This is a genomic window from Virgibacillus sp. W0430 (assembly GCF_051846935.1).
Lineage (GTDB): Bacteria > Bacillota > Bacilli > Bacillales > Amphibacillaceae > JBPYCR01.
The window spans coordinates 1-9,070 of record NZ_JBPYCS010000049.1 but is presented as its reverse complement, the minus strand read 5'-3'; the positions used below and the strand labels follow the sequence as shown (position 1 = coordinate 9,070).

Sequence of the window (9,070 nt, the reverse complement as noted above, 5' to 3'; positions counted from 1 at the left end):
TAAAATAGAAGTTAGTAATAACTTATCATGTTTCATAGACTAAAAACAAGCGCATAGTTATCAACAATGAGCTGTACATAACTTGTGTATACGAAGCCGATAACGCGATAAATCGTTATCAATTCAAGTTGTAATTTGTTGATAAAGTTATCCACAAAAAATACATTCGTTGAAATATGTCGAACGTTTTTCAAAAATAGACAAATATATACAAAATTAGATTGCATTAATTGGGATCCAAAAAGGCGATTATTAAATACGTAGCGAAACGTGTTAGTGTACGTAAATAAATCATAAAGCATTTTTACTAGTAATTAGCGCGCTGTTGATCAAGTACGTTTAACACGCAAAAAAGTATGAGTAACATGTTTGTGGGGGAACAGATGCACGAATCTAACTAGATAATATGTGATCAATTTTACTTCGAACGATATACACATGAATAACACCGTTAATTTTCACTGCACACGGAAAGCCTAGTGAATATCTACTGCGGTCGGTAGGAATCAATACTAAAATTAACGAATACTAAGAGAGGTTTTTTAACTTCTTAAACTAACACCCACAAATACGTGACTCAATCCGCCAAAAACGTAATTTTATCTAAAAATATATATTTCTTTATAATAGAGGATATATATTATAGGATGGATATATAAACTTGTTTGAATAATAGGTAACGAAACGATTACGATGTTCTTACCTTGAAAATTGAGATGGAAGTGATGAATTGCTGAAATTGTTTTTACCGAACGAGCATGTGAAAAGTATTTTTGATATTCAACCGGAATATTTAAAATTAAAGGGGATAAGAGGCATTATAACGGATTTGGACAACACACTGGTCGCTTGGGATGAGGCAAAGGCGACTCCAGAAGTTGTTCGGTGGTTAGAGCAGATGGAAGCTCATAATATTAAAGTGACGATTATTTCCAATAATAAAGAAGAGCGAGTTACTATATTTTCAGAGCCATTAAACACTCCATTTGTTTATGAAGCTAAAAAACCGCTTTCACGTGCATTTAAGAAAGCTGCCAAAGAAATGGAATTAACTAAAGAAGAAGTCGTTGTTATTGGAGATCAGCTACTAACAGATGTGCTTGGTGGAAATGTAGCAGGCTTTTATACTATTTTAGTCGTACCTATCGTAGAAACCGATGCCAAAATTACACAGTTTAATCGCAAAATTGAACGAAAAGTATTGGGTTATATGCGTAAAAAGGGAAAAGTGAGCTGGGAGGAATAATCGGTGAATAATTCAATAATATGTCAAGGTTGTGGGGTGGCCATCCAAACAGAGAACAAGGAAGCGGTTGGCTATGTGCCAAAGTCATCCTTGAAAAGTGAAAATGTTCTTTGCCAACGATGTTTTCGTTTAAAGCATTACAATGAAGTCCAAGACGTATCATTAACAGATGACGATTTTTTACGAATGGTAAGCCATATTCGTAATAAGGAAGGTTTAATTGTACATATCATTGATATTTTTGATACAGAAGGAAGCTTAGTTAAAAGCTTACCAAGAATTACAGGTAACAATCCGATTTTACTCGTCGGAAACAAGGTCGATTTACTCCCTAAATCAACGAATAAGAGAAAATTAATGCACTGGTTACGCACGTTGGCTAAGGAAGCTGGGCTGGTTGTAGCAGATGTTTTTCTGATTTCAGCTGCAAAAGGTCATGGCTTGGAAGAGCTCGCGTTTGAGATGGAAAACTACCGAGACAGGAAAGATGTTTATGTTGTTGGTGTAACAAACGCAGGAAAATCCACATTCATTAATCGGCTAATTAACCGGTCAACTGGAGAGAAAGATGTTATTACAACGTCCTATTTTCCAGGTACGACACTTGGCTTTATAAAAATACCGTTGGATAAGAAAACGGCATTGATTGATACACCAGGAATTGTTAATAAAAGACAAATGGCCCACTACGTTTCAGAGCAAGACTTAAAGCTAATTACACCAAAAAATGAAATTAAATCACGAACGTATCAACTAAATAGTGGTCAAACGTTATATATCGGGGGATTGGCCAGATTGGATTTTATTAAAGGTGAAAAGCAATCGTTTGTTTGTTATTTTTCAAATCGAATACCGATTCATCGAACAAAGCTTGAAAATGCAGACGATTTATATGATCGGCACATTGCTGAATTATTGTCGCCTCCTTCTAAAGAGTCACTTGAAACACTACCTAGCTTAGAAGGGAACACGTTTAAAATTACAGAAGAAGCAATTGATATCGTATTCCCAGGTTTAGGATGGATTAGCGTGAAAAAAGGGAATGCTACAATATGTGCGCATAGCCCAAAGGGTGTATCTGTAACATTGAGAAAGTCATTAATATAATCAAAGGTGGAGAATACAATGAATTATTCTTTAGGGCTTATCGGATATCCAATACAACATTCGTTATCCCCGTGGATTCATGAGCGCTTCTTTAAAAAAACATCTACTGCAGGAACGTATCGACTCATTGAAATTAGTTCGAATGTATCGTTTACAGAAGAAATGACACGTTTGAAAGCGGAAGGATTAAATGGCTTTAATGTTACTGTACCTTACAAAGAGAAAATCATACCATTTTTAGATAAAATGGATGAAAATGCTAAAGTTATGGGTGCAGTAAATACAGTCGTAAATGAGAATGGCCAATGGATCGGATATAATACAGATGGTACAGGTTATGTGCGATCTTTACAAAGTAAATACCCTAAACTGCTAAAGGAAAAAAAGACGCGCCTATTATTAATTGGAGCTGGTGGAGCTGCTAGAGGAATATACTATTCATTAATAAAAGCAGGGTTTCAAAACGTAGATATTGCAAATCGAACGATTAAAAGTGCAGAAAATATTAAAAATCTTAAGGAGGGAACGATACATACAAACATTTTATCATTAGATGAAGCCCAACAGCAATTGCATTTATATGACGTTATCATTCAAACGACCTCTGTCGGGATGAAGCCTAATCAGCATATGTCCATTATTCAGCTGACGAATTTGAAAACAGACTGTATCGCTAGTGATATTGTTTATCAACCATTACAAACGGAATTTTTAAAACAAGGGGAAGCCCAGCGAGCACATCTTCATTATGGACATACGATGCTGTTATATCAAGCACAAGCTGCATTTGAAATTTGGACAGGTATAAAGCCTTCAACCGATGGAATGGATTTGGAATTAATGAATAAACTGAGAGGAAATGAATAAATGACATTGACAGGTAAGCAAAAACGGTTTTTAAGAGCGAAAGCAAATGAACTAAAGCCCATTTTTCAAGTTGGAAAAATAGGTGTAAATGATAATATGCTCAAGCAAATAGAAGAAGCATTAGAGAAGCGTGAACTCATTAAAATTAGTGTACTGCAAAATTGTTTAGACGATAAAGATGAGGTTGCACGTGATTTGGCGGAAGGAACGTTAGCAGAAATCGTTCAGATTATTGGAAATAATATCGTCCTATACAAAAAATCAAAAGACAATAAACAAATTGAATTACCAAAGTAGACCACTTTTTAAAAGGGGGAAATGATGAAAAAGATAGGCATTTTCGGTGGGACATTTGATCCGCCGCATCTCGGTCATTTAATTATGGCTGAAGAAGTAAAAAACGCTTTAAATTTGGAGGAGGTTTGGTTTATTCCGACAAATGAGCCGCCTCATAAAGAGAAAGCAATGACACGCGCAGCCGATCGTTTAAATATGTTGCGAAAAGCGATCGCAGGTAATGCCTTTTTTAAGATTAATACGGTGGAAATTGACCGGTCAGGTGTTTCGTATACGGTAGACACGATTAGAACATTAAAAAAAGAGTATCCTACTTATGCGTTTTATTTTATTATAGGTGCAGATATGGTAGAGTATTTGCCGAAATGGAAACAAATTGAAGAACTCGTTCAACTGGTTACGTTCGTTGGCGTTCGGCGTAGCGGGTACCAAATTAAAACGGATTATCCTCTGATTGAGGTTGATGTACCACTTGTTACTATTTCATCTTCGTTCATTCGGGCAAGATTGACTAAAAATAAATCAGTAACATACTTAATCCCATCATCCGTTCATACGTACATAAAAGAGAGGCAGCTATATGAAAAAGTCTGATTTAAAATCGCATATAAAATCTCAAATGACACAGAACAGGTGGGAGCATACAGTTCGTGTAACCGAGACAGCGATCCAATTGGCAAACCTCTATGAGGAAAGTGTTGAAAAAGTAGAGATCGCTGCGTTGTTTCATGATTATGCCAAATGCTGGACATCGGATGCATTAAAAGATTATCTAGTTGACCACCAAATATGTACCGATGTGTTAAATTTTAATAAAGAATTATGGCATGCACCGGTTGCTTCTCATCTTATTCAACAAAAATTTGGTATTAAAGATACACATATTTTAGATGCGATTCGTTACCATACAACAGGCAGGCCGAATATGAGCAAGCTTGAGCTTATCGTATTTGTAGCGGATTATATTGAGCCTGGAAGACTATTTTCGGGAGTAGATGAGGTTCGTCAAGCTGCTAGGAAAGATTTAAACTATGCTGCTTGGATTGCACTATGTAATACAATTGAATTTTTATGTAAGAAGCGAGCGACGATCTATCCGGATACATTTCATGCATATAACGATTTAACAAAAAAGATGGGAGAAAAGAACTAAATGGATATAAAAAACACTGTTCAATTAATTGCTGAAGCGAGCGATGATCGTAAAGCGGAAAATATTGTAGCTTTAGATATGAGAGAATTATCATCCGTAGCAGATTATTTCGTAATTTGTCATGGAAACAATGAGCGACAAGTACAAGCGATTGCTAGATCTGTACAGGATGCACTAGCAGAGAAAGATATTCACGTTTCCCGACTGGAAGGCTTTGAACAAGCGCGGTGGATTCTTGTGGATACAGGAGATATCGTCTGTCATGTTTTTCATAAGGAAGAACGCTTGTATTATAACTTGGAACGATTATGGGGAGATGCAGCACGGGTTGAATTACATTCAATTGGAGAGCAAGGGTAATCAAATGACATATGGAGAAATGGCTTTAATATATGACCAATTGATGACACACGTACCATATGATCGATGGGTTACATTTACACAAAGCATCTTAAGAAAATCAAAAAAGAAAATAAAAACGATTGTTGATCTTGGTTGTGGAACAGGGTCAATAACAATCGAGCTGGCAAAGCAAGGGTATAAACTTATTGGTGTTGATTCCTCTAGTGAAATGCTTGCATATGCACAACAAAAAGCGAGTAGCCAAAAAGTAGCGATAGATTGGATTCATCAAGATATCCGCAGTTTAGAAGGGACTATGGATATAGACGTCGCACTTAGTTTTTGTGACGTAATTAATTATATTACGAATGAATCAGACTTACGAGAGGCTTTTTCACGTATATACAAATTGCTAAAGCCAGGTGGTATATTTATTTTTGATGTCCACTCGATCGAGCAAGTCGAAAATAATTATATAAATAATACGTTCGCTGATGTTCAAGATGAGATAGCTTACATATGGTTTTGCTCGGAAGGGGAAGAACAAGGTGAAATGTTTCATGAGTTAACTTTCTTTAATAAAAAAAACCATATGTATGAGCGCTTTGATGAAACACATCACCAAAAAACGTTTCCACTTGCATTTTATTTACAATTGTTAGAAGAAGCTGGGTTTGTAAATGCTAATTTTTATCGAGACTTTTTATTAGAAACTGAAAATACGTATGCACCATCTGAAAGAATCTTCTTTTCTGCTGAAAAAAGAATGGGATAATTTAAAATTCCTGTTCTTTTTTTGTTTAGCAGGACATATTCAATCCTTTGTGGAACTATATATTAGTCTTCAATATTCTCCAAAATTCTCCTACCAGGCGTTTTCGAAGTTAAAACAAGTCGACAAAGGATGTTAAATCGTGTTTGAATACGTGAGAAAGTATTTGTTTGTGATTATCGGTGGACTAATACTGCTTGTAGGATTACTTATTGTACAAGTTAACAAAGCGAATGACTTTCCTGCTGATGAAGCTACAGCTGAATTAGAATCGAACATTTTAAAGGGAGCTGTTACGCCGGAAATCGCAGAGCAAGCAGAAACAACGGGAATGATTGATTTAAAAGGTGAAGTGAAAAATCCAGGAGTATATGAGTTTTCCGTTGGAGATCGGGTGAATGATGCCATTGTAATGGCAGGTGGATTTACTGCTGAAGCAGATGAGACTAGTGTCAATCTTGCTCAGAAACTACAAGATGAAATGGTTATAACTGTAACGACCTTAGGTGAATACTTAGATGGAGAAACCACATCTAGTAAAAGCCAAAGTGGAAAAGTGAAAATAAATAGTGCAACTGAATCAGAAATTATAACGCTAAATGGCATCGGACCTGGTAAAGCTGAAGCGATCATTTCATATCGTGATGAAAACGGACTATTTCGTACGGTAGAGGACTTACTCAACGTCTCTGGTATTGGCGAAAAAACGTTGGAAAGAATTCGAGAAGATATCATCGTCCCATAGAAGTTGACGAAATGGAAGGACCGTAGATAAACTAAACTTAAAAAATAATAAGGGAGTAAACGACTATGGAACGAATTTCTTGGCAACAATATTTTATGGCACAAAGCTATATTGCCGCATTACGAAGTACGTGTACAAGATTAAAGGTAGGTGCGGTTATTGTACGAGACAATCGTATGATTGCTAGTGGATATAACGGAAGTGTTTCTGACGGTGCGCATTGTATTGATCACGGGTGTTATATGGTGGATGGACATTGTGCGCGAACAGTACATGCTGAAGCAAACGCTTTACTCCAATGTGCCCGATTTGGAGTGTCGACAGAAAGTACTCATATATATGTTACTCATTATCCTTGCTTACAATGCTGTAAAATGATTATACAAAGTGGAATTACGAAATTGTTTTATGCAGAGGACTATCGCAATCATAAATACGCAATTGATTTATTTAAAGAGGCAGGAATTGCGACACAAAAAATTACGTTAGAAGATATATCTATTGAGACAAAATCCAACGAGAAAAGACATTTTGTACATAAACTGTTGAGCGAACTTGAAGCAACTGGACTGAATGAGGATCGTATATTAAAACTAAAGCAAGAAGAGATGCGTTTGTTCTAATTAAAATGGATTGTTCCCTCGTGCTGATGGTGTTATCAGGATGAGGGGAATTATTTTAAGCATAATAGGTGAAATTATTCATGAAAGGATACTGGCATTTTCCGGCCATTGCAGCCGCATGTAGTATTTTAACAATTGCTTTAAATACGTATGCTTTAGCTGTTGCTCTGTTTATATGGTTATCGTATTTATATTATTTTAAACATCTACGTATATTTCCCATTGTATTATCTTTCTTATCCTTCCTTTTCTTCTCCGCCTATATACCTTCTATCGATGATACGATAGAAGAAATCGTTTCGAATCCTCTTGCAATACAATCTACAGGGAAAATAATTAGTTCGATTACGAAAACAGATAAAAGAATATCATTTACTATAAAAAACGATAAAAAACAAAGTGTTCTCGTCGTTCTTTTTCTAAAAAAAGATGAAGCCTCCGTACCGTATAATGAGTTAAAACATGGAGCTGTTTGCACTATAAACGGGGTAGAGAGCGATGCCTCAACAGCTAGAAACCCGGGGCAATTTGACTACTCGCTTTTTTTAAAAAAACAAGGAATTACAAAGCAGTTAACAGTAAAAAGTGCTGAACATATTAAATGTGAAGGTTCATCGAAGTTGCTTCATCGAATTCATAAAATGCGAAATGTAATGACGGAATATATAAATGAAGCCGCTAATGAAAAAACAGCGCCATGGATAAATGCATTAATATTTGGTGAGCGTGCTCTTCTGGATGAAGATACGGTAGACTTGTTTAATCGTTGGAGTCTATCCCATTTGTTAGCAATTTCTGGATTACATATTGGTATTATTGTAGCCATCATGTATACCTTATTTGTTCGCTTCAACATTGTAACGAAAGAAAAAGCTTTATGGATCGTTTTGTTGTTTTTACCACTTTATTCGTTCTTAGCCGGCAGCCAGCCCTCTGTTTTACGTGCTACAATGATGACGACATTTGTAATTGTATTAAAAAAGTTTGATTATCACCTTCGTATTGGTGATGTTATTAGTATTATTTTTCTTATTTATATATTATTTGATAAATATATCGTGTATCAGCTCGGCTTCCAATTTTCATTTGTCGTTACATTTGCACTTATTCTATCGAGAGAATGGTTTGGACAAACAAATGTAAGGCTTTATCAGCTGTTTCAAATTAGTTTCGTTTCCCAAATGGCAATATTACCTCTGTATATCGTTCACTTTTCCACCTTTCACCCGTTGTCTATTTTTTTGAATGTAGTCGTAGTGCCTTATTTTACGTTATTTGTCCTTCCGTATTTGTTTGTTTTATTAGTGCTCTCCATCTTTCCTTCATTTGTATTTCACATGGTTGAAAATATGTTTATATGGACACATGATTTGTTTTTAACTTTTTTAAAAGCCGTTGACAAGTGGACATACTTTCCATTTATAACAGGTGAAATTTCCTTACATTGGATAATTGTTTACTGTATTTTATTTGTCATTTTTATGTATAACCTTCAAATAAAGCAAATTAAACAAGCGTTTTATTACGGTTGCTGCATTGTTGTACTCGTTATATGGTTACCTTTACGTCCGTATTTTTCCCCAGTTGGAGTAGTCACGATGTTGGATATTGGACAGGGTGATGCATTTATTATTGAGTTACCTTATCGTAATGGAGTTTTTATTGTTGATGCAGGATCTGAATTTTCGTTTACAAGTAATGAGCCGAACAATAAGGTTTATAAGCAAATAATTCGGCCGTATATGCATTCACGAGGTATTCATACAGTGGATGCAGTGTTTTTGAGTCATGAAGATATTGATCACGTTGGGAGCTTGAATTACATAATTGATGATTTAATAATTAATGAGGTAATTATTAGTAATGCATATGAAATGGACCTCGCATTGGAGAAAAAGCTTCGAAAGAAAGGAGTTAA

11 protein-coding genes are annotated in these 9,070 nt (G+C 35.5%); all 11 read left to right on the top strand.

Features of this window, described 5'->3' with window-relative positions; genetic code table 11:
* The first annotated feature begins 730 nt into the window (after nucleotides 1-730).
* Complete coding sequence (locus ACLIBH_RS14165; RefSeq protein ID WP_439317364.1) at nucleotides 731-1,246, top strand: YqeG family HAD IIIA-type phosphatase; 516 nt, start codon at nucleotides 731-733, stop codon at nucleotides 1,244-1,246.
* Between the two features lie 3 nt (nucleotides 1,247-1,249).
* Nucleotides 1,250-2,353 (top strand): ribosome biogenesis GTPase YqeH, encoded by a 1,104-nt coding sequence (gene yqeH, locus ACLIBH_RS14160; protein ID WP_439317363.1) that lies wholly within the window; start codon nucleotides 1,250-1,252, stop codon nucleotides 2,351-2,353.
* A gap of 18 nt (nucleotides 2,354-2,371) precedes the next feature.
* Entirely contained in the window at nucleotides 2,372-3,220 is an 849-nt protein-coding gene (gene aroE / locus ACLIBH_RS14155) for a shikimate dehydrogenase (protein WP_439317362.1), read from the top strand.
* Complete coding sequence (gene yhbY / locus ACLIBH_RS14150; RefSeq protein ID WP_439317361.1) at nucleotides 3,221-3,517, top strand: ribosome assembly RNA-binding protein YhbY; 297 nt, start codon at nucleotides 3,221-3,223, stop codon at nucleotides 3,515-3,517.
* A 24-nt stretch (nucleotides 3,518-3,541) separates the two neighbouring features.
* Nucleotides 3,542-4,111, top strand: a complete 570-nt coding sequence (locus ACLIBH_RS14145) for a nicotinate-nucleotide adenylyltransferase (protein WP_439317365.1) — start codon at nucleotides 3,542-3,544, stop codon at nucleotides 4,109-4,111.
* Entirely contained in the window at nucleotides 4,098-4,670 is a 573-nt protein-coding gene (gene yqeK / locus ACLIBH_RS14140) for a bis(5'-nucleosyl)-tetraphosphatase (symmetrical) YqeK (RefSeq protein WP_439317360.1), read from the top strand. The genes ACLIBH_RS14145 and yqeK overlap by 14 nt, the downstream gene beginning before the upstream one ends.
* Nucleotides 4,671-5,030, top strand: a complete 360-nt coding sequence (gene rsfS, locus ACLIBH_RS14135; protein ID WP_439317359.1) for a ribosome silencing factor — start codon at nucleotides 4,671-4,673, stop codon at nucleotides 5,028-5,030. It begins immediately after the preceding gene.
* Nucleotides 4,999-5,787, top strand: coding sequence for a class I SAM-dependent DNA methyltransferase (locus ACLIBH_RS14130; protein ID WP_439317358.1), 789 nt, complete (start codon nucleotides 4,999-5,001; stop codon nucleotides 5,785-5,787). The genes rsfS and ACLIBH_RS14130 overlap by 32 nt, the downstream gene beginning before the upstream one ends.
* A gap of 139 nt (nucleotides 5,788-5,926) precedes the next feature.
* Complete coding sequence (locus ACLIBH_RS14125; RefSeq protein ID WP_439317357.1) at nucleotides 5,927-6,529, top strand: helix-hairpin-helix domain-containing protein; 603 nt, start codon at nucleotides 5,927-5,929, stop codon at nucleotides 6,527-6,529.
* A 65-nt stretch (nucleotides 6,530-6,594) separates the two neighbouring features.
* Nucleotides 6,595-7,152 carry a ComE operon protein 2 gene (locus ACLIBH_RS14120; protein WP_439317356.1) on the top strand — a complete coding sequence of 186 codons (558 nt, stop codon included), beginning with the start codon at nucleotides 6,595-6,597 and terminating at the stop codon, nucleotides 7,150-7,152.
* 80 nt (nucleotides 7,153-7,232) lie between these two features.
* Nucleotides 7,233-9,070, top strand: a 1,838-nt coding sequence (locus ACLIBH_RS14115) for a DNA internalization-related competence protein ComEC/Rec2 (RefSeq protein WP_439317355.1), incomplete at its 3' end; no start/stop codon positions are given.